Raw genomic sequence first — 19790 nt, 5'->3', positions numbered from 1 at the left:
TCGTCGGGGCTGCCGGCGTTCACGGCGTCGGAGGCCGGGAGCCGGCCTCCGTGGTGGCTCAGATGCTGAGGCCCTTGCCGGCCAGCCAGGCGGCCGGGTCGACACTGCCGGAGCCGGTGTGAACCTCGAGGTGGAGGTGGGCGCCGGTCACGTTGCCGGTCGCGCCGACACGGCCGATCACGTCGCCGGTGGCGACCTTCTGGCCGACGCTGACGTTGATCGACGACTGGTGGGCGTACCAGACCTCGGTGCCGTCGTCGAGCGTGAGCACGGTCTTGTAGCCGTACGAGCCGTCCCAGCCGGCGGAGGTGATCGTGCCGGTGTGGACCGCCTTGATCAGGGTGCCGGTGGGCGCGGCGAAGTCGAGGCCGGTGTGGTAGCCGGAGGACCAGTAGGCGCCCGCCTGACCGAAGGTCGAGGTGATGGTGTACGAGGAGGTCGGGAGCGCGTACTGCTTGGCCAGCTCGGCGAGGCGCTCGGCCTCGGCCTTCTTCGCGGCCTCCTCCTCCGCCTTCTTCTTGGCGGCCTCGGCCTTCTCCTTGGCCTCCTTCTCGGCCTTGGCGGCGGCCTCGGCGGCCTCCTTCTCGGCGGCGGCGAGGGCGGCGGCCTGCGCCTTGCTCTGCGCCTGGCCCTGCTGCTGCTCGACCTGGGCCATGATGCGGGCGCGCAGCGCCTCACCGGCGTCGGCGCCCTCCTCGGCGCCGGTGTCGGCGGCGGCCATCCTGCCGATGTCGCTGAGGGGGGTGCTGGATCCCTTGGGCGTTTCCTCGTCGGAGATGAGGGAACCCACGTTGGGAAGGTCGGGCATGGAGATGGAGACGGGCGGCTTGCCGGTCTGGGCGCTGGCCATGCCGCCGGCGCCGACAGCGGCTATGACGCCGACGCCGAGGACGGTGGAGCTGCGGGCGAGTCCGCCTCCGCGCTGCTTGGCGACGCGGTGCCGGCCACGCACGGGCCGCACGGACTCCGCGGTGGGGTTCCACTCCTCGAAGGGGCCCTCTTCGACGCCGGGGGCGCCGTACGCGAAGGTGTCGTTCGGCTTGAACGGGGCCTCGGGGGCAGGCGGGTTGGACGCCACGTGGGCGCGCTCCTTTCCTTCCGTCTTCGCCTACCGGGTTAGCTGACGGGTTCGGAGCGGGAAGGTCTCCTACGCGCGTATACGAACCGTGTTTCCACGGCGGTATCCGCCCGATTCACCCCATGGTGGTGGTTCCCCGGTTCCCTTGCGGGATTCGGCGCATGCGCACGGAGCCGACTTCTGTGACGGCTGGGACGACCGCGCTGCGTTATCGAACGTTAATAGACGCGGGGGCCGGATTCCAAGCCGTTCCTCTTGATCGTTAACGGTTTTCGCGTGGACTTAAGCGCCACGAGCGGGCGAAAACGGGCGAGTTGACCGCGCCTCGGACGACCGGCCGAACCTGACGGTTCGTCAGTTGTTATGCGCTGCGACGCCGTTCGCTCACTGTGCGTGAAAGGCGGGGTGGAGGGCGCGTGAAGAGGAGGGCGACGAGCACCGCCATGGAGAAACACCGAGGGCCGGAACCCTTTCGGATTCCGGCCCTCGGCCTTCAGTAGCGGGGACAGGATTTGAACCTGCGACCTCTGGGTTATGAGCCCAGCGAGCTACCGAGCTGCTCCACCCCGCGTCGGTAAACACGAGTGTACGGCATCCACGGGGTCCGGTGCACATCGCTTCCCCGGCGGGCGCGATCAGCCGCCCAGCAGGTGCGCGTTCGGCGCCTTCGCACGCTGCTCGAACTCCGGCAGCACCAGCACCGTGGCGCCCCCGTCCGCCAGTACGGCGCTGCCGTCGGCGTCCGTCACGAAGGTGTCCGGCTCCCGCCAGGCCGTAACCACCCGGCGCACCCCCGCGTCCAGGATCAGCCGCGCGCAGGGCGCAGGACGGGACGCGCGGCGGGCGCACGGCTCCAGGCTGGAGTAGACGGTGGCGCCGGCCAGCCGCGGGTCGGTGGGGTCGGCCTTGGCGAGCGCGGCCTCCTCCGCGTGCACCACCGGGTCGTCACCCTCCCGGGAGTGGCCCCGCGCCAGCTCGGTGCCGTCGGCGGCGACCACGACCGCACCGACGCTGAACGCGGTCCCGGAGGGCGGACACTGTCCGGCCAGGTCGCAGGCGAGGGCGAGCCAGTGGCGGTCGGCGGCGGACGGCAGCGCGCCGGTGCCCGGCGCGGTGGGCTCGTAGCGCATCAGGACGACGTCGCCGACGGGGCGGGTCTCGACAAGGCGCAGCCGGCCGCCCTGGTAGGGACCGGGGCCGAACAGGCGGGGGGCGTCCGGGTCGCCGACGAACAACGGGGCGAGGACGAGTTGGAGCTCGTCGGCGAGGCCCTCGGTCATCAGCTGGGTGTGGATCTGCCCGCCGCCCTCCACCATCAGCCGCCGTACCCCGCGCACGTCGTGCAGGTGCTCCAGCAGCCGCCGCCAGTCCAGCACGTCGCCGAGCGGCACGACGTCGGCGGCGATGCCCAGGGCTCGGGCCCGTTCGGCGCCCTTGCCGGTGGTGTACAGGACCTTCTCGCCGCCGGTGTGCCAGAAACCGGCCGCCGGGTCCAGGTCGCCCGAGCCGCTCACCGTGACCTTCAGCGGGTACTCGGGCAGGCCGTCGGCGACCCGGGCGGCGCGCCGCCCGGGCGAGTTGACCAGCAGGCGGGGATTGTCGGCGCGGATCGTGCCGGCGCCGACCAGGATGGCGTCCACGGACGCCCGTACCTCGTCGACCCGGTCGAAGTCGGCCGGGCCCGACAGCAGCAGCCGCTCGGGGCCGGTGTCGTCCAGATAGCCGTCGAGGGAGACGGCGGCGGACAGCAGGACGTACGGGTACGGCATCGGCGGGCTCTCCCGGGTGCGGGCGGCGGCGGGACCGCTGCGCGGTCCGGCTCCAGTCTGGCAACCCGTGCGGCCGGGGGCGGAGGTCAGGGCTCGATCAGGCCGACCCGGATGGCGTACCGGGTGAGTTCCAGCCGGTCCTTCAGGCCCAGCTTGGCGAGCAGGTTGGCGCGGTGCCGCTCCACCGTCTTGGGGCTGATCACCAGCATGTCCGCGATCTGCTGCGAGGTGTGGCCCTCGGCGACGAGCTTGAGGATCTGCTCCTCGCGGTCGGTGATGGCCTTCGCGGGCAGGGACCGGCCCTCCCGCGCGAGGTCGAGATAGTTGTGGATGAGGGCGTTGACCGCCCCCGGATAGAGGAAGGGCTCGCCCCGCATGGTGGCGTGGCAGGCCTCCACGAGGTCGCGGTCGGCGACCGACTTGAGGACGTACCCGGAGGCTCCGGCGGCCAGCGCCTCGAAGAAGAACTGCTCGTTGTCGTACATGGTCAGCACGAGGATCCGGGTCTCCGGCAGGGTGCGGGAGAGTTCACGGGCCGCCTGCAGACCGGTCAGGCGCGGCATGGCGATGTCGAGGATAGCCAGGTCGGGGCGGTGCTCCCGGGCCAGTTCGAGGGCCTCGGCGCCGTCGGCGGCCTCCGCCACCACGGTCAGGTCCGGTTCGCCGTCCAGGATGAGACGGACCCCCCGGCGGACCAGCGCGTGGTCGTCGGCGAGGAGGATGCGGGTGGGGGAGGCGTCTGTCATGGTTCAGCGTTTCCGGTCGGGGGACGTCGGTCACGGGGGCGGCGCGTGCGCGGGCGCGGAGCGGCGCACGACGGCCGGGGTGGTCGAGGGGACGGACTTCCGCTCGGGTCGTACGGGGACGAGGACGTGCGCGGGGAAACGCGCGGGGACGGGCACGGCGAGCCGCAGCTCGGTACCGCCCTCAGCACGGGGTTCCACGGTCAGCTCGGCGCCCACCAGCAGCGCCCGCTCCCGCATGCCGCGGATGCCGGCGCCCTCGTCGGCGCCGCCGACGCCGCGGCCGTCGTCGCGGACCCGCAGCTCGACCCCGCCGGGCGTGCGGCGCAGCGCCAGCTCGGCGCGGCGCGCCCGCGCGTGCCGCGCGACGTTGGTGAGGCCCTCCTGCGCGACCCGGTAGAGGACCAGCTCGGACTCGTGGTCCAGGTCGGGCAGGTCGGGGTCGAGGCAGTGCTGGACGGACAGTCCGGGCCCGCCGAACTCGGTGGCAAGCGCCTTGAGGGCACTGGCCAGGCCCAGCTCGTCCAGCACGCCGGGGCGCAGCCGGCGGGCGATCCGCCGGATCTCCTCCAGGGAGGCGCGGGTGGTCTCCTGCACCTGGCGCAGCTCGTCGCCGAGCTCGGCAGGGGCGTGGTCGGCGGCACGCTTGAGCTGGAGCAGCACGGCGGTCAGCGACTGGCCGACCTCGTCGTGCAGCTCACGGGCGATACGGCGGCGCTCCGCCTCCTGCGCGGACAGGGCCCGCGCGCTGCTGGTCGCCCGCTCGTCCTCCAGCCGGTCCAGCATCGTGTTGTACGTGGTGATCAGCTCGGCGATCTCGCCGCGCCCGCCGACCGCGGTCCGGTGCCCCGGGCGGAGCAGGTCGGTGGTGTTCATGGCACGGGTGAGGCGCTGCAGCGGGGCGAGTCCGACGCGCAGCAGCAGCGCGTTGGCGACGAGCATGGCGGCCAGGCCCACGGTGAGCACGGCGGCCTCGGTGAGCAGCACCGGCGTGGACACGGTGACGGGCCCGAGGAGCAGGGCGGTGGCGACGATCAGCACGACGGCGTTCAGCAGGAAGATGCGCCAGAACAGAGGCACCCGGTTCCGCCTCCTCGCCGTCGTATGCTCAAGGCCCCGACGGCCCGCGGCCGGGGGCGCGGCGCGGACCGTCACCGTCCAGCCTCCGCCCATGACCGGGACGGCGCCATCGGTGACAGTCCCCATTTTCCCGGCGTGTGCGGACCCCTGCACAGGCTTGTGTGCGTGCCGGTCCCCCCCTGGAGTTGGGGGGCACGACGGATGGCTCCGGCCGTGCGCCCCGGGCGACCCTGGAGGGACCGTACCGGGCGGGTGACGACCTCGGCGCACGGGCAAACTCCTGGATATCGGCCCGAGTTCACGGCATGCCGGCGGTTCGCGCACGTCCCGGTGCTCGGAGCGACGGCCGTCGACGGTGTGACCGGACGGCCACCCCCTGGGAAGGAGGAGCCGTGCCCCAGTCCGACGACGACCGCCTGGTCGATCTCGCGGCCCGACTCGAGCACGAGGACCCCCGTTTCGCCCGCTCCCTCGCCACCGGCCGCCCGACCCGCCCGCGCGAGTACCGGCGGACCAGTGCCTGGTGGGTGCTGATCGCGGGGCTGGGCATGCTGGTCGCGGGCATCGTCGTGCCCGACGGGCTGCTGATCGCGGCCGGCCTGGTGACCAGCGGCATCGGGGTGCAGCTCATCGACCCCTACGAGCGGCCGGGTGACGACGACGTCCGGCGCCCGTCACCCCGCTGAGCCGCTCCTTCCGAAGAACGCGAACGGCGCTCGTACCGGCCTGGCCGGTGCGAGCGCCGTTCGCCGCGTCGGGGGGGCTCCCCCTCCCGCGGGAGGTAGGCCCTGTGGGACTCGAACCCACAACCAATGGATTAAAAGTCCACTGCTCTGCCAATTGAGCTAAGGGCCCCTGGCGATGTTGCCTCCCCGAGCATAGCCGGACGTGGCCGGGGAGCCGATCGGGTATCGGCAGGCGCGTGGCGGCCGGAGGGGGCACAGATGCGCGAGGGCCCGCGCGACGGGTGTCGTGCGGGCCCTCGGCGGTCATTCCGGTGAGGCGGTGTCAGCCGTTGCGCTTCCAGCGCGGCTTGTCCTCGCGGCGCTGGAACGAGCCGCCGCCGCGGTGGTCGTCACGACGGCCGTTGGGCCGGTCGTGGCCGCCGGGGCGGAAGCCCGGGCGGTCGCCCTGACGGTCACGGTTGAACGGGCGGTCGCTGCCCCGGTGGCCGGGACGGTCGTCACGGCGGAAGCCGCCGCGGTCGCCGCCGTCCCGTCGCTCGAAGGAACGGCCGCCGCGGTCGCCGCGGTCGTCACGGCGCTCGAAGGAACGGCCACCCCGGTCGTCACGACGGTCGTCACGACGGAACCCGCCACGGTCGCCACGGTCGTCACGGCGGAACCCACCGCGGTCGTCACGACGGTCGTCACGACGGAAACCGCCACGGTCACCACGGTCGTCACGGCGCTCGAAGGAACGGCCACCCCGGTCGTCACGACGGAAACCGCCACGGTCGCCACGGTCGTCACGGCGGAACCCGCCACGGTCACCACGGTCGTCTCGGCGGAACCCGCCACGGTCACCACGGTCGTCACGGCGCTCGAAGGAACGGCCACCCCGGTCGTCACGGCGGTCGTCGCGACGGAAACCGCCACGGTCGTCCCGGTCGTCACGGCGCTCACGCCGCTCGTACGGGGCCGAGGCCGCCGGGCGCTCGGCGCGCTCGGTCCGCTCGACGTCCCGCGCGGTCGGCTGCTCCGGCAGCGTCACCTCGGCCTCGGCCTCGGCCACCACGGCGGCCGCCTCGGCGATCACGGCCTGCGGGTCCTCGCCCCGCTCACGCGCGGCGCGGGCCAGCAGCCGGTCGGCCTCCTCGCGCAGCTCGGTGGCGCGGCGCTGGGCGCGCTCCAGCTCCTTGGTGAGCTGGCCGACCTCACGCTCGGCCTGCTGCGCGGCGTTGCCGGCGGACTCGGCCTGCACCTCGGTCATCGAGCGGGCGCCGGTGATCTCGGCGACCTCCGGGTCGAAGGCCGCGCCGCCCTGGATGATGTGACGCGTGGCGTCGACGCCCGCGTCCTCCATCAGGCGGAAGATCTGGCGCCGCTGGTGCGGCAGCGACAGGGAGACGACCGTGCCGGTACGGCCGGCGCGCGCCGTGCGGCCCGCGCGGTGCAGGTAGTCCTTGTGGTCGCCGGCCGGGTCGACGTTCAGCACCAGGTCGATGCCGTCGACGTGGATGCCGCGGGCGGCGACGTCGGTGGCGACGAGGACGTTGACGTAGCCGTCCTTGAAGTCGGCGAGGGTGCGGGTACGGGCGCCCTGGGTCATGCCGCCGTGCAGCGCCTCGGCCTTCACGCCGCTGTCGCGCAGCTGCTCGGCGACGCGGTCGGCGCCGAGCTGGGTGCGGACGAAGATGATGGTCCGGCCCTTGCGGGAGGCGATGGCCGCGGTGACCGGCGCCTTGTCCTTGGGCTTCACGACGAGGATGTGGTGCGACATGGTCGTCACCGCGCCCTGCGCCGCGTCCACCTCGTGCGACACCGGGGAGTCGAGGTAGCGGTCGACGAGGGTCTTGATCTCGTTCTCCATGGTGGCGGAGAAGAGCATGCGCTGACCGCCCGCGGGGACCTGGTCGAGCAGCTCCGTCACCTCGGGCATGAAACCGAGGTCGGACATCTGGTCGGCCTCGTCGAGGACGGCGATCTCCACGTTCTCGAGGGAGCAGGCGCCGCGGTTGATGATGTCGCGCAGCCGGCCCGGGGTGGCGACGAGGACGTCGACGCCGCGCTCGAGCGCGTAGATCTGGTTGCCCATGGAGGTGCCGCCGCAGACGACCTTCATCTTGAGGCCGAGGACGTCGCCGTAGGGCTGGAGGGCGTCGGCCACCTGCATGGCCAGCTCGCGGGTCGGCGTCAGGATGACGGCGCGCGGCTTGTGCTTCTCGGTGCGGCCGCCGGCGAGCTGCGTCAGGGTCGGCAGACCGAAGGAGAGGGTCTTGCCGGAGCCGGTGCGTCCGCGGCCGAGGATGTCCTTGCCGGCCAGGGCGTCCGGGATGGTCGCGGCCTGGATCGGGAAGGGGCTGGTCACGCCGTTCTGCGCGAGCTTGCGCACGACGCCCTCGGGCAGGCCGAGGGAGGCGAAGGTGAGTTCGGGGGCCGCCGCCTCGATGGCGGCGGTGGCGTCGGTGTCCTCGGTGTTCTCGGGCACGACGACGTGATCAGTACTGGCGATGGGCATACGAATGCGAAACCTTCCGGAGTCTCTTCGGCACGCGCCCGTCAACTCCGTGATTCGCAGTTCGCAATTACGACCGCCTCAATGCGGTCCACCACGGCAAGGGAGAGAGTACGCGCCACACGGCGCGCTCTGCAGTGGCGCCGGGCAAATAGGATCAAACGATCTGCCACCATACGCACCCGGGCCCCTCGGATGCAAATCAGCAGGTGAGAAGCGCGGGACGGGCCGCGCCGACGCTAGGCCGGCGCCCCCGCGCGCGGCGCGGGCTCCCGCTGGGCGAGCTGGGTGTCGGGCGGCTGGTGGGCGGACGAGGAGGGCTCGGCCTGGGTCGGCTCGGACGTCGGTCCCGGGTCCTGCGGCGGGTCCGAGGGCTGCGGGTCCGGGGTCCGGCTGGGCCCGGGCGGGTCGGGGCGGTCGTCGGGCGTCGGACGCGCGGGCTCGTCCGGGCCGCCGCCGTCTGACGCGGGGCGGCTCTCCTCGGCGGACGGCCGGTCGCCGGACGGGGACGGGCGCTCGCCCTTGCGCTTCTTCTTCCCGTCCTTCCCGTCCTCGTCCTTGCCGTCCTTCTCGTCGCGCCCGCCGTCGGCCCCGGCCGCTCCGTGGCCGGCCTGGCCGCCCACCCGGTCGGTGCCGCCGTCCGGGGCCTCGCCGCCCGAGCGTCCCGCGGAGTGGGACGGCGCCGCCTTCCCTCCGGCGTCGTCACCCACGCTCACGCATCCGGCGGCGGCGGCGACGGCCACGACCGTGGCGGCCAGGCGGACGGGTACGTACAAGCGGCGCACGGGGCCACCTCCGGTTGGAGTACAGGGTCGACAACCCCAACTCCCGCCACCCGCAGGAGGACACGCGGACGGCCTATCCGTAGCCGAGCGCGTGCAGCCTCGCGTCGTCGATCCCGAAGTGGTGCGCGATCTCGTGCACCACCGTGATCTCGGTCTCCGTGACCACGTCCTCACGGGACTCGCACATCCTCAGGGTCGGCCCCCGGTACACGGTGATCCGGTCGGGCAGCACCCCGGCGTACCACTCCCCCCGCTCGGTCAGCGGCGTCCCCTCGTAGAGCCCGAGCAGCTCCGGGTCGTCCGCCGGCGGCTCGTCCTCCACGAACACCGCGACGTTGTCCATGAGCCGCGTCAGCTCCGGGGGGATCCGGTCGAGCGCCTCGGCGACCAGCTCCTCGAACTCCTCGCGCGTCATCTCCAGCACGAAGCCATTGTCGGGGACGATCGGTCCGTACGAGAGGCGGGCGACGCCCGCATATCCGGCCGCCCGTAGGGGCATAGGGGATCAATGGCCCGCGTCCCGACTGCCGTCATGAACCTGATCCACCGCTTCCCACGGCTCCCGCAGGCCCCGACCCGCCGCCGGCGGTCCGGCACCCGGCCCCCTGCCGCGCCGGCCCTCGCTCTCACTTCCGGGGCACGCCCGCGCCCCTGGGTGCGCGCCCTCGGTCTCGTCTCGGTGGTGCTGCTCGGCGCGTGGCTCGGCCTGCTCGTCGTCGGCAACGTCCGTGTGCCGGTGGGCCCGATGGACACCACCATGACCCTGCGGCCGTCCTTCACCGGCGGCACGAAGATCAACGTGTCGCCCCTGGGCGCGCTGCAGCTCGACAGCCACATCGCGCCGGTCCGCCTCGACGTCAACGTCGACCAGCTCGACCCCGAGCGCTCCCGCGCGCTGGTCGACCACCCTGAGCGCCTCTCGGGGCTGCAGGACGAGGTCACCGACGACATCACCCGCGGCACCGCGGACCTCGCCGTGCGCTCCTGCGTCGCCGTCGTCACCGGCGCCGCCACGCTCGGCCTCCTCGTCTACCGCCGTCCGCGCCGCGCCCTGGCCGCCGGAGGGCTCGCCCTCGGGCTGCTGGCCGCGTCCGGCGGCACGGCGTACGCGACCTGGAACCCGGACTCGGTGCTGGAACCGAAGTTCTCCGGCCTGCTGTCCTCCGCACCCTCGCTGGTCGGCGACGCGCGCAGCATCGTGACCGAGTTCGACGTCTACCAGCAGGAGTTGGCCCGTCTGGTCACCAACGTGACCAAGCTCTACGACGCCACGTCCACGCTCCCCGTCTACCAGCCGGACCCGACCACCATCCGGGTCCTGCACGTCTCCGACATCCACCTCAACCCCGCGAGCTGGAAGATCATCGCCTCGCTGGTGGAGCAGTACCAGGTGGACGTGATCGTCGACTCCGGCGACACGATGGACCACGGCACGGCCGCCGAGAACGGCTTCTTGGACCCGATCGAGGACCTGGGCGCCCCGTACGTCTGGGTGCGCGGCAATCACGACTCGCTCGTCACCCAGCGCTACCTCGACCGGATGAGGAACGTGCACGTCCTGGACGATGGCCGGGCGCGGACCATCGCGGGCCTGCGTTTCGCCGGGATCGGCGATCCGCAGTTCACCCCCGACCGCACGCAGAGGACGGGCGCCGAGCAGTCCCAGGAGCTGGCGGGCGCCCGGCTCGCCTCCGCGATGCGGGACCAGAAGCGGGCCGGCACCCCGGTGGACGTGGCGGTCGTCCACGAGCCCTCGGCGGCCCGCGAGGTCGACGGGACCGTGCCGCTGGTCCTCTCCGGCCATCTGCACCGGGAGGACACCGAGGTCATGCGGTACGGCACCCGGCTGCGCGTCGAGGGCTCCACCGGCGGCAGCGGCCTGCGGGCGATCGAGGGCAAGTACCCCGACCCGATCGAGACGTCGATCCTCTACTTCGACCGGGACACCAAGCGCCTCCAGGCCTGGGACTCGATCGAGCTGGGCGGCCTCGGGCTCACCACGGCGGAGGTCAGCCGGCACCTGCCCGAGGAGAACCAGCCGGGCGCGGGCAGCTCCCCGTCCCCCTCCGGAAGCTCCCCCGGCGCACCGTCCGGCAGCCCGTCGGGGACGACCCCCTCGCCCCCCACCGCCACGCCGTCGCGCCCCCGGTCATGAACCGTTTTGGCGAACCATCCCGCCATCCCATATGCTTCTCACGTCCCCGACGCGCTGAGAAGCGCCCAGGCGGGCCGATAGCCCTCATCGTCTAGCGGCCTAGGACGCCGCCCTTTCAAGGCGGTAGCACGGGTTCGAATCCCGTTGGGGGCACGCACCACCCTGTGCGACACTGTCGTACGACACAAGCTTGGTCCTGTGGAGCAGTTTGGAGTGCTCGCCACCCTGTCAAGGTGGAGGCCGCGGGTTCAAATCCCGTCAGGACCGCTGATGTTTCACGTGAAACATCGCGGCTGGGTAGCTCAGTTGGTACGAGCGTCCGCCTGAAAAGCGGAAGGTCGCCGGTTCGACCCCGGCCCCAGCCACAGCAAAGGCCCCGATCTCCGATCGGGGCCTTGTTGTGTGCCCCGGCAAAATGGCTCGCCGCGCTTTTCGGCGGTCTGAGATCCTGGAGTCCGTATGTCTACGCACTCTGCCCCCGCCCTCGGCTCCCTCGCCTCCCGCCTCTCCGAACTGTCGCTGCGCGATGCGCACCGGCTCGGGCGGCGGCTCGAGGGCGCCCGCAAGATCCGCAAGCCGGAGGCGCGCACCGCCGTGCTCGGCGAGATCGAGGCGGAGGTCGCCGCGGCCGAGAAGCGCATGGCGGCGCGCCGGGCCAGGGTGCCGGAGGTCAGGTATCCCGAGCAGCTGCCCGTCAGCCAGAAGAAGGACGCCATCGCCGAGGCCATCCGTGATCACCAGGTGGTGATCGTGGCCGGTGAGACGGGATCCGGGAAGACGACGCAGATCCCGAAGATCTGCATGGAGCTGGGGCGCGGCGTCCGCGGCATGATCGGGCACACCCAGCCCCGCCGGATCGCGGCCCGTACGGTGGCCGAGCGGGTGGCCGAGGAGCTGGACACCCCGCTCGGCGAGGCCGTCGGCTGGAAGGTCCGCTTCACCGATCAGGTGGATCCGGAGGCCACGTTCGTCAAGCTGATGACGGACGGCATCCTCCTCGCGGAGATCCAGACCGACCGCGAACTGCGCGCCTACGACACGATCATCATCGACGAGGCGCACGAGCGGTCCCTGAACATCGACTTCCTGCTCGGCTATCTCGCCCAGCTGCTGCCGAAGCGCCCCGACCTCAAGGTCGTCATCACCTCGGCGACGATCGACCCGGAGCGTTTCTCGCGGCACTTCGGCGACGCCCCGATCATCGAGGTCAGCGGGCGGACGTACCCGGTGGAGGTGCGGTACCGGCCGCTGCTGGAGGAGAACCCCGACGACGACGCCGACGCCGACCGGGATCAGATCACCGCGATCACCGAGGCCGTCGAGGAGCTGATGGCGGAGGGTCCCGGCGACATCCTGGTGTTCCTCTCCGGCGAGCGGGAGATCCGGGACACGGCGGACGCGCTCACCAAGAAGCGGTACCGCTCCACCGAGGTGCTGCCGCTGTACGCGCGTCTGTCGCACGCCGAGCAGCACCGGGTGTTCCAGCCGCACGGCGGACGCCGCATCGTGCTGGCCACCAACGTGGCCGAGACCTCCCTCACCGTCCCCGGCATCAAGTACGTCATCGACCCCGGCTTCGCCCGCATCTCGCGCTACAGCCACCGCACCAAGGTGCAGCGGCTGCCGATCGAGCCGGTCTCACAGGCCAGCGCCAACCAGCGCAAGGGCCGCTGCGGCCGCACTTCGGACGGCATCTGCATCCGGCTGTACAGCGAGGACGACTTCCTCTCCCGCCCGGAGTTCACCGACGCGGAGATCCTGCGGACCAACCTCGCCTCGGTCATCCTCCAGATGACGGCGGCCGGCCTGGGCGAGATCGAGAAGTTCCCCTTCATCGACCCGCCGGACCACCGCAACATCCGTGACGGCGTCCAGCTGCTCCACGAGCTCGGCGCGCTGGACCCCACGCAGAAGGACCCGCGCAAGCGCCTCACGCAGACCGGCCGGAAGCTGGCCCAGCTGCCGGTGGACCCGCGTCTGGCGCGCATGGTGCTGGAGGCCGACCGCAACGGCTGCGTCCGCGAGGTCATGGTCATCGCCGCCGCCCTGTCCATCCAGGACCCGCGTGAACGTCCCGCGGACAAGCAGACGCAGGCCGACCAGCAGCACGCCCGTTTCCGCGACGAGACCAGCGACTTCCTCGCCTTCCTCAACCTGTGGCGGTACATCCGCGAGCAGCAGAAGGAGCGCGGCTCGTCGTCGTTCCGGCGGATGTGCAAGCAGGAGTACCTGAACTTCCTGCGCATCCGCGAGTGGCAGGACATCTACGCCCAGCTGCGGACCGTCGCCAAGCAGATGGGCATCCACCTCAACGACGAGGACGCCCCCGCCGACCGCGTCCACGTGTCCCTGCTGGCCGGTCTTCTCTCGCACATCGGCATGAAGGACGTGAAGGAGTCCAAGGACTCCGGGCAGGGCGGCGGCCGGCGTGACGGCGGGCGCAACGAGTACCTCGGCGCCCGCAACGCCAAGTTCGCGATCTTCCCGGGCTCCGCGCTGTTCAAGAAGCCGCCGCGGTTCGTGATGTCGGCGGAGCTGGTGGAGACGTCCCGGCTGTGGGCTCGGGTCAACGCGAAGATCGAGCCGGAGTGGGTCGAGCCGCTCGCCGAGCACCTGCTCAAGCGCACCTACAGCGAGCCGCACTGGGAGAAGGACCAGGCGGCCGTGCTGGCGTACGAGAAGGTCACGCTGTACGGCGTGCCGATCGTGGCGCAGCGGAAGGTCAACTACGGCCGGATCGACGCGGAGCTCTCCCGGGAGCTGTTCATCCGCAACGCCCTGGTGGAGGGCGACTGGCGCACGCACCACAAGTTCTTCGCGGACAACCGCAAGCTGCTCACCGAGGTCGAGGAACTGGAGCACCGGGCGCGGCGCCGGGACATCCTGGTCGACGACGAGACGCTCTTCGACTTCTACGACCGGCGGATCCCCGAACATGTGGTCTCGGGCGCGCACTTCGACTCGTGGTGGAAGCACAAGCGGCACGAGCAGCCCGACTTCCTCGACTTCGAGCGGGAGATGCTGGTCCGTGAGTCGGCGGACGCGGTCACCAAGGCCGACTACCCCGACACGTGGCGGCAGGGCCCGCTCAAGTTCCGTGTGACGTACCAGTTCGAGCCCGGGGCGGACGCGGACGGTGTGACCGTCCACATCCCGCTCCAGGTACTGAACCAGGTCACGGACGAGGGCTTCGACTGGCAGATCCCGGGTCTGCGCGAAGAGGTCGTCACGGAGCTGATCCGCTCCCTGCCCAAGCCGATCCGGCGCAACTACGTGCCGGCGCCGAACTACGCGAAGGCGTTCCTGGAGCGCGCCGTGCCGCTGCAGGAGCCGCTGCCCGTCACCATGGCCCGCGAGCTGAAGCGGATGGTCGGGGTGCCGTTCGAGGCGGAGGACTTCGACTGGTCCCGCGTCCCCGACCACTTGAAGGTGACGTTCAGGATCGTGGACGAGCGGCGCCGCACGCTCGCCGAGGACAAGGACCTGGAGGCGCTGAAGCTCAAGCTGCGTCCCAAGGCGCGCAAGGCGCTGTCGCAGGCGGCCGCCGCCACGGCGCAGCGTCAGGGCGGGGAGTCCCTGGAGCGCAAGGGGCTGACGGACTGGACGATCGGTTCGCTCACCCGGGTGTTCGAAACGCGCCGGGCCGGTCAGCCGGTGAAGGCGTACCCGGCGCTGGTGGACGACGGCGACTCGGTGTCGGTGCGGCTGTTCGACTCGGAGGCCGAGCAGGCGGAGGCGATGTGGAAGGGCACCCGGCGGCTGATCCTGCTGGGCATCCCGGTCAATCCCGCGAAGTTCGCGTCCGAGAAGCTGACCAACCCTCAGAAGCTCGCCCTGTCGGCCAATCCGCACGGCTCGGTGCAGGCGCTGTTCGACGACTGCGCCATGGCCGCGGCGGACAAGCTGATCGCGGACTTCGGCGGCCCGGTGTGGGACGAGGAGTCCTACCGCAAGCTGTTCGACAAGGTGCGGGCGGAGATCGTCGACACGACGGTCCGCGCGGTCGGGCAGGTGCAGCAGGTGCTGGCCGCCTGGCAGGCCTGTGAGCGCCGCCTGAAGGGCGTTCGCAGCCCTGCGCTGCTGCCGAACCTTCAGGACGTCCGGAAGCAGCTGGACGGGCTGGTACGGCCGGGCTTCGTGACCGAGGCGGGGCTGCGCAGGATGCCGGACCTGATGCGGTACCTGGTGGCCGCCGACCGCCGGCTCCAGCAGATGCCGACGAACGTTCAGCGGGACACCACGCGCATGGCGAAGGTCCACGAGATGCAGGACGAGTACGCCTGGCTCCTGGAACAGATGCCGCAGGGCCGGCCGGTGCCGCAGCAGGTGCGGGACATCCGCTGGATGATCGAGGAGCTGCGGGTCAGCTACTTCGCCCACGCACTGGGCACGGCGTACCCCGTGTCGGACAAGCGGATCGTGAAGGCGATCGACGCCGCGGCGCCGTGACGGGACCCGCACGCAGGGTGAGTTCGACCAGGGGGCTCCCGCTCCTGTACAGTCCTTCTCGCAGCGCAACGCAGGAAAGCGCCGCGATTCTGGTCCTGTGGAGCAGTTTGGAGTGCTCGCCACCCTGTCAAGGTGGAGGCCGCGGGTTCAAATCCCGTCAGGACCGCATACCGGAAGGCCCGCCCCCCGTAAGGGATGGCGGGCCTTCCGCATGTGCAGGTCCGTGCAAGCCTGTGCGGGCGCCCCGGAGGCGCCGTGACGCACCCTCCGCAGGCTGAGCCCCGGGAAGGGCTTCAACGCCCTTGTCCGGGGCCTCTGCGCCGTCTTGACGGCCCTGCCGTCCCTCGGTACTCCAGGAACAGGGCACTGTCCGCGGGGGACCGGAGGTGGCGTATGACGGCATCGGTCAGGCACGAGACGAGGGCACTGCTCCGCGCACATCTCGCGGCCGCGTCGTCGTACCGGCATCTCACCCGTCACTGCCCGGTCTGCCACCGTCTCCAGCGCCTGGCGATGGACTCCGCGCCCGCTGACGACGACGGGCCCGTGGAGCCGTCCGAGCCCGTCGAAGATCCCCAGGAACAAGCCGCCGCCGACGCGCGTTGCGTCTAGCGCATATGCCGTCGGCCCAACAACCCAGCTGGTATGTGACGGGTGTCACCGCATGAGTTTTCACGAGGGCGGAACTTACGCCTCGCCTACAACAGGTCAATTTAATATGTGCAATTGCACTCTCCTGAGCGCTCCGCCGTGCCCTCTCCGGAGCCGATCCCACAGGCGTCCTCAGAGTCCGACAAGCCCGCGCACAGAAGGCTGTTGAGGCCGTCCGGACCCGCGCGCGGACCCATCACCGGCGCACAAAAAAGATCGCGCTGGACCCGGCGGAGTCCAGCGCGATCGACGACGCACCCGGTGTTCAGTTGGCCGTGAAGCTCTGATTCGGTTGGGCTGGGGGGCTGTTGGGGCAGTCCCCGCGTCGCTTGGAGCTAAAGTTGCCGGGCGTCGCGGCCGGTGGGGGACCAGCCGGTTCTGCCCGGTTCATGCAGGTTCAGGCCTCGCTGCGCTGCTGCGGGATGCCCGCGAGCAGTGCGCGGACCTCGGCCTCGCGGTAGCGGCGGTGCCCGCCGAGCGTGCGGATCGACGTGAGCTTGCCGGCCTTCGCCCAGCGCGTGACCGTCTTCGGGTCGACGCGGAACATGGTGGCAACCTCAGCGGGGGTCAGCAGCGGCTCGGCATCAGGGGTGCGAGCGGTCATGAGCGGCCTCCTCGGGAGAACCGAACCTTCTCGGTTCTTTCCTCTAAATTCTGCACCTTGACCCGCGTTGCCCGAAATGGCGGACGCGAGTCGAGTCGGTTATAGGACGAACGGCTTGTCCTCGGCACTACAACTACACCATCTGTCCAGCCACGTCGGCCAAACCGATGGAATTGCCCTCCCAGGTGTTCATCAGCCGCGGAAGCCGATGGACCATGCCATAGCGGACAGTCACGCCCCTGTGACGATCAGTCACAGCAGCGTGCAGGAGTCACCGGACCCCCCAAAGCGTGCAATGCTGAGATTCCGCCCATAGTGGAGCACAGCAGGACGGAGGAGCCCTCCCCGGACTCCTTGTCCTATTTTGGCATGAGGAGGGGCAAGGGACGCAAGGGCCTTGTACGTGCGGTCCGTCACGCTTGACACACTTGAGACTTACGCCCGGTACGGCCGCTACGTCCGATGTCGCATCCGGATTGACGCGACTTCAACCAACCTCAGGGCGAAGACAAAACCCCATGAAGGGCGTTTGGTCAAACGTCAGTTCGCCGAGCGCAGGTCACGGACCGCGCGCCAGCGCTCGACGAGGCGCCCGTACGCGTCCGCCGCGCCCCCTTCGTCGCCCCGCCGCAGCGCCGCGATCCCCTCGCCCACGTCGGCCGCCGAGTGGTCGTCCTCCAGGGCGCTGGCCGGCAGGGCGTGGACCAGTCCTCCGTAATCCAGCTCGACCAGCGAGCGCGGGTGGAACTCCTCCAGCCAGCGGCCGACGTCCACCAGGCCGTCGATCAGCAGGCTCTCGTCCACCGCGTCCCGCAGCGCCCGCAGCCCCCGTGCCACCCGGCGTCGCGCCTGCACCATGGGCGTGCGGTAACGCAGGACCGGTACCTCGCCCGCGGGAGCCCTGGCGTACTCGCGCTCCTCGTCGGCGAAGAGCACGAACCAGTTGATCGGCACCTGCCAGGTGGAGGTGCGGATCCACGGCCGCGCGTCGGGGTGCTCGGCCAGCCAGCGCTCGTAGTCCCGGCTCGTCTCGTCCCGCACGACCGGGGGCAGCAGGGCGTCCAGGACCGGCAGCGGGTACTCCTCCGCCAGGCCGCCCAGGGCCAGCCAGCCGCGCAGCCTGGTGCGCCACGGGCAGACGCGGACCTCGCCGTCCGTCTCCAGCACGAAGGCGTCGTCGCTCTCGTGCACCGGGACCGGCGCCGGCGGGACCGCCGCGAGGCCGGCCAGCGACCGGCGCAGCTCCTCCTGGTAGGAGGGAAGGTCGTCGCGCCGGGCGTACCGCTCCCAGTGGCCGCGCTCCGGCTCGGGAAAGGCGGCCAGCGGTTCGTACACGCGCAGGTAGGAGGCGTAGGGGACGATCACCGAGGACACCTTGGTCACGCTCTGCTCCCTCCCCCGCGGACCGCCGCGAAAACCTGCCCGTCCTCCGCCCGGACGGGTGGGAAACCCCGGCAAATCGTCGCACGCGGTACTCCGGACGGAGGTGATCCGGGACACAGTGCCGCCGACCGGCAAGTAAGGATCTACTCTCGTGCCACAGCCCCCGCCACCCGTACGGGAGCCCGTCCCACCCGCCGCTACTTACTCAGGAGTCACCACAGTGACCGACGTATCTGACGGCGTCCTGCACACCCTGTTCCGTTCGGACCAGGGCGGCCACGAACAAGTCGTGCTCTGCCAGGACCGTGCCAGCGGCCTCAAGGCCGTCATCGCCCTCCACTCCACCGCTCTGGGCCCCGCCCTGGGCGGCACGCGTTTCTACCCGTACGCCTCCGAGGAGGAGGCCGTCGCCGACGCGCTCAACCTCGCGCGCGGGATGTCGTACAAGAACGCCATGGCCGGTCTCGACCACGGCGGCGGCAAGGCCGTGATCATCGGCGACCCGGAGCGGATCAAGACCGAGGAGCTGCTGCTGGCCTACGGCCGGTTCGTCGCCTCCCTCGGCGGCCGCTACGTCACCGCGTGCGACGTCGGCACGTACGTCGCCGACATGGACGTCGTGGCCCGGGAGTGCCGCTGGACCACCGGCCGCTCCCCCGAGAACGGCGGCGCGGGCGACTCGTCGGTGCTCACCTCCTACGGCGTCTACCAGGGCATGCGGGCCGCCGCCCAGCACCTGTGGGGCGACCCCTCGCTGCGCGACCGCAAGGTCGGCATCGCGGGCGTGGGCAAGGTCGGGCACCACCTGGTGGAGCACCTGCGGGCCGAGGGCGCCGAGGTCGTGATCACCGACGTGCGTGAGGACGCCGTCCGCCGCATCCTCGAGCGGCATCCCGAGGGCGTGTCGGCCGTGGCCGACACCGGGACGCTGATCCGCACCGAGGGCCTGGACGTCTACGCCCCGTGCGCGCTCGGCGGGGCCCTGAACGACGACACCGTGCCGGTGCTGACCGCCAAGGTGGTCTGCGGCGCGGCCAACAACCAGCTCGCCCACCCGGGCGTGGAGAAGGACCTCGCGGACCGCGGGATCCTCTACGCGCCGGACTACGTGGTGAACGCCGGCGGCGTGATCCAGGTGGCGGACGAGCTGCACGGCTTCGATTTCGACCGGTGCAAGGCGAAGGCGTCGAAGATCTTCGACACCACGCTCGCCATATTCGCACGTGCGAAGGAAGACGGTATTCCGCCGGCCGCCGCGGCCGACCGGATCGCCGAGCAGCGGATGGCGGAGGCGCGTCCACTGCGATGAGGTCCGTGCGCGGTGCCCCCGATCGGGGCTCTTCGCACACCTGAGCGGTACCCGCCGGGGGGCACTTGGAGAGAACTCTCACTTCTCCCGGCGGGTCGACCGCCGATAAGTGGTTAAAATCGCGATTGACCAGCGAGGACAGGGCGCCTCGACGGTCCCGGGCACGGGCACGTCATGCGGGCGACGTACCGTATGGCCGCGGGCTCAGGTACCGTGGAAGCCCTACAGACCGGTCTCTCCACGGAGAGCCCGTTCTGGACCATGAACGCGTGTCAAGACTCTGGGGCCGTCGAGCCCCGTCGTTGAGGGGGTCGAGCCATGGGGCGCGGCCGGGCCAAGGCCAAGCAGACGAAGGTCGCCCGCCAGCTGAAGTACAACAGCGGTGGGACTGACCTCTCACGCCTGGCCGAGGAGCTGGGCGCATCGACATCGAATCAGTCACCGAACGGTGATCGTTTCGAGGACGATGAGCAAGACGACGACCTGTACGCAAAGTACGCCGACCTCTACGAGGACGACGACGAGGACGAGGACGGCCCGTCCTCGCAACAGCGTCGCGGCGCTTGACCTTGCGGGTGCATGAGCCCGGTCGGTGACCCAGGTCACC

At 71.2% G+C, this 19790-nt stretch carries 15 protein-coding genes, 6 tRNA genes and 1 riboswitch; of the genes, 10 read left to right on the top strand and 11 right to left on the bottom strand.

The window, feature by feature from the left end; translation table 11 throughout:
• Positions 1-58 precede the first annotated feature (58 nt).
• The 5 genes from ACF1AG_RS30110 to ACF1AG_RS30090 form a co-directional block, all read right to left on the bottom strand.
• Complete coding sequence (locus ACF1AG_RS30110; RefSeq protein WP_359605105.1) at positions 59-1078, bottom strand: M23 family metallopeptidase; 1020 nt, start codon at positions 1076-1078, stop codon at positions 59-61.
• Between the two features lie 12 nt (positions 1079-1090).
• Positions 1091-1248, bottom strand: a riboswitch (cyclic di-AMP (ydaO/yuaA leader).
• Positions 1249-1575: 327 nt separating this feature from the next.
• Positions 1576-1649, bottom strand: a tRNA-Met gene (locus tag ACF1AG_RS30105).
• 64 nt (positions 1650-1713) lie between these two features.
• On the bottom strand, positions 1714-2847 hold the full coding sequence (locus tag ACF1AG_RS30100; RefSeq protein WP_359605107.1) for a dihydrofolate reductase family protein: 1134 nt from the start codon (positions 2845-2847) through the stop codon (positions 1714-1716).
• Between the two features lie 86 nt (positions 2848-2933).
• Complete coding sequence (locus ACF1AG_RS30095) at positions 2934-3593, bottom strand: response regulator transcription factor (RefSeq protein WP_359605109.1); 660 nt, start codon at positions 3591-3593, stop codon at positions 2934-2936.
• A 30-nt stretch (positions 3594-3623) separates the two neighbouring features.
• Complete coding sequence (locus ACF1AG_RS30090; RefSeq protein ID WP_359605111.1) at positions 3624-4670, bottom strand: histidine kinase; 1047 nt, start codon at positions 4668-4670, stop codon at positions 3624-3626.
• Positions 4671-5062: 392 nt separating this feature from the next.
• Here ACF1AG_RS30090 and ACF1AG_RS30085 point away from each other — a divergent pair, with 392 nt between their 5' ends.
• Positions 5063-5356, top strand: a complete 294-nt coding sequence (locus tag ACF1AG_RS30085) for a DUF3040 domain-containing protein (RefSeq protein WP_102642257.1) — start codon at positions 5063-5065, stop codon at positions 5354-5356.
• 96 nt (positions 5357-5452) lie between these two features.
• Here ACF1AG_RS30085 and ACF1AG_RS30080 read toward each other — a convergent pair.
• The 4 genes from ACF1AG_RS30080 to ACF1AG_RS30065 form a co-directional block, all read right to left on the bottom strand.
• Positions 5453-5525: transfer RNA gene (locus tag ACF1AG_RS30080), tRNA-Lys, on the bottom strand.
• Between the two features lie 153 nt (positions 5526-5678).
• Complete coding sequence (locus ACF1AG_RS30075; protein ID WP_391810698.1) at positions 5679-7850, bottom strand: DEAD/DEAH box helicase; 2172 nt, start codon at positions 7848-7850, stop codon at positions 5679-5681.
• 236 nt (positions 7851-8086) lie between these two features.
• On the bottom strand, positions 8087-8632 hold the full coding sequence (locus ACF1AG_RS30070) for a hypothetical protein (protein ID WP_359606434.1): 546 nt from the start codon (positions 8630-8632) through the stop codon (positions 8087-8089).
• Between the two features lie 73 nt (positions 8633-8705).
• Positions 8706-9056 carry a metallopeptidase family protein gene (locus tag ACF1AG_RS30065; protein ID WP_026244081.1) on the bottom strand — a complete coding sequence of 117 codons (351 nt, stop codon included), beginning with the start codon at positions 9054-9056 and terminating at the stop codon, positions 8706-8708.
• 84 nt (positions 9057-9140) lie between these two features.
• Here ACF1AG_RS30065 and ACF1AG_RS30060 point away from each other — a divergent pair, with 84 nt between their 5' ends.
• From ACF1AG_RS30060 to ACF1AG_RS30030, 7 genes are all read left to right on the top strand, one after another.
• Positions 9141-10787 carry a metallophosphoesterase gene (locus ACF1AG_RS30060; protein WP_359606436.1) on the top strand — a complete coding sequence of 549 codons (1647 nt, stop codon included), beginning with the start codon at positions 9141-9143 and terminating at the stop codon, positions 10785-10787.
• Positions 10788-10867: 80 nt separating this feature from the next.
• A tRNA-Glu gene (locus ACF1AG_RS30055) sits at positions 10868-10940 on the top strand.
• Positions 10941-10979: 39 nt separating this feature from the next.
• A tRNA-Asp gene (locus tag ACF1AG_RS30050) sits at positions 10980-11054 on the top strand.
• Between the two features lie 24 nt (positions 11055-11078).
• Positions 11079-11152 (top strand) — tRNA-Phe (locus ACF1AG_RS30045).
• Between the two features lie 94 nt (positions 11153-11246).
• Positions 11247-15236 carry an ATP-dependent RNA helicase HrpA gene (hrpA, locus tag ACF1AG_RS30040; RefSeq protein WP_391810697.1) on the top strand — a complete coding sequence of 1330 codons (3990 nt, stop codon included), beginning with the start codon at positions 11247-11249 and terminating at the stop codon, positions 15234-15236.
• A 91-nt stretch (positions 15237-15327) separates the two neighbouring features.
• A tRNA-Asp gene (locus ACF1AG_RS30035) sits at positions 15328-15402 on the top strand.
• Positions 15403-15629: 227 nt separating this feature from the next.
• Positions 15630-15848 (top strand): DUF6274 family protein, encoded by a 219-nt coding sequence (locus ACF1AG_RS30030; protein ID WP_359606440.1) that lies wholly within the window; start codon positions 15630-15632, stop codon positions 15846-15848.
• A gap of 436 nt (positions 15849-16284) precedes the next feature.
• Here ACF1AG_RS30030 and bldC read toward each other — a convergent pair whose 3' ends face one another.
• Positions 16285-16491 carry a developmental transcriptional regulator BldC gene (gene bldC / locus ACF1AG_RS30025; protein ID WP_003949541.1) on the bottom strand — a complete coding sequence of 69 codons (207 nt, stop codon included), beginning with the start codon at positions 16489-16491 and terminating at the stop codon, positions 16285-16287.
• 540 nt (positions 16492-17031) lie between these two features.
• Positions 17032-17874, bottom strand: coding sequence for a hypothetical protein (locus ACF1AG_RS30020; RefSeq protein ID WP_391810696.1), 843 nt, complete (start codon positions 17872-17874; stop codon positions 17032-17034).
• A gap of 220 nt (positions 17875-18094) precedes the next feature.
• Here ACF1AG_RS30020 and ACF1AG_RS30015 point away from each other — a divergent pair, with 220 nt between their 5' ends.
• Both ACF1AG_RS30015 and ACF1AG_RS30010 read left to right on the top strand, forming a co-directional pair.
• A complete protein-coding gene (locus ACF1AG_RS30015; RefSeq protein WP_359606444.1) occupies positions 18095-19183 on the top strand; it encodes a Glu/Leu/Phe/Val dehydrogenase dimerization domain-containing protein in 1089 nt (362 codons plus the stop codon).
• A 318-nt stretch (positions 19184-19501) separates the two neighbouring features.
• Entirely contained in the window at positions 19502-19750 is a 249-nt protein-coding gene (locus ACF1AG_RS30010; protein WP_191882871.1) for a DUF3073 domain-containing protein, read from the top strand.
• Positions 19751-19790 lie beyond the last annotated feature (40 nt).

Origin of the sequence: Streptomyces sp. NPDC014764, assembly GCF_043082785.1 — a bacterium.
Classification (GTDB): Bacteria; Actinomycetota; Actinomycetes; order Streptomycetales; family Streptomycetaceae; genus Streptomyces; species Streptomyces althioticus.
Note: the sequence above shows the minus strand (reverse complement) of the source record. Positions and strands in the feature narration are given on the sequence as shown.

Bases quoted from the DNA above. Each gene is read 5' to 3' on its own strand.
- ACF1AG_RS30010 (WP_191882871.1), top strand. From the start codon at position 19,502: ATGGGGCGCGGCCGGGCCAAGGCCAAGCAGACGAAGGTCGCCCGCCAG.
- ACF1AG_RS30075 (WP_391810698.1), bottom strand. From the start codon at position 7,850: ATGCCCATCGCCAGTACTGATCACGTCGTCGTGCCCGAGAACACCGAG.
- ACF1AG_RS30060 (WP_359606436.1), top strand. From the start codon at position 9,141: ATGGCCCGCGTCCCGACTGCCGTCATGAACCTGATCCACCGCTTCCCA.
- bldC (WP_003949541.1), bottom strand. From the start codon at position 16,491: ATGACCGCTCGCACCCCTGATGCCGAGCCGCTGCTGACCCCCGCTGAG.
- hrpA (WP_391810697.1), top strand. From the start codon at position 11,247: ATGTCTACGCACTCTGCCCCCGCCCTCGGCTCCCTCGCCTCCCGCCTC.
- ACF1AG_RS30100 (WP_359605107.1), bottom strand. From the start codon at position 2,847: ATGCCGTACCCGTACGTCCTGCTGTCCGCCGCCGTCTCCCTCGACGGC.
- ACF1AG_RS30095 (WP_359605109.1), bottom strand. From the start codon at position 3,593: ATGACAGACGCCTCCCCCACCCGCATCCTCCTCGCCGACGACCACGCG.
- ACF1AG_RS30030 (WP_359606440.1), top strand. From the start codon at position 15,630: ATGACGGCATCGGTCAGGCACGAGACGAGGGCACTGCTCCGCGCACAT.